A 459-nucleotide genomic window follows, 5' to 3' on the forward strand; every position below is an offset into this window, starting at 1 on the left:
ACATATGTACCAGCGAAAGCCCCCTCCTCCCTCTGCAATACGCCTAGCCGGTGTTACGCAAACCCGCCGCAATACCCGCCNGGCCCCGCCCCACCCGAACTCCACCCCTGGGGGGGCGTCGCCGGCACCGTCAGATGTTTAAAAGAGAAAGACATATGCACCAGCAAACCCCCCCCCCCCCCCCTCCAATCCCCTTAGCCGGTGTTACGCAAACCCGCCGCAATACCCGCCACACTGACCAGCAAGGCCTGTTCCAGAGGGCTGTCGGCCTGATTCTGTCTCTTATACACATCTCCCGAGCCCACGAGACGGCGCCGGCCCCCAACGAACCCCCGCCGGGGGGCGCCCGCCCCCCGGCGCAAGGTTTAAAAAAAGGACCGGCGGGTTGTCCCCAAACCCCGCCGCAATACCCGCCACACTGACCAGCAAGGCCTGTTCCAGAGGGCTGTCGGCCTGATT

1 pseudogene is annotated in these 459 nt (G+C 64.6%); it reads right to left on the bottom strand.

Features of this window, described 5'->3' with window-relative positions:
• Positions 1-194 precede the first annotated feature (194 nt).
• Positions 195-281: pseudogene (locus tag ACQ4LH_RS21500) on the bottom strand (phosphoenolpyruvate carboxylase); the annotation flags it as partial.
• Positions 282-459: the final 178 nt, after the last annotated feature.

This window comes from Pseudomonas peli (genome assembly GCF_050563605.1).
Taxonomy (GTDB): Bacteria; Pseudomonadota; Gammaproteobacteria; order Pseudomonadales; family Pseudomonadaceae; genus Aquipseudomonas; species Aquipseudomonas peli_A.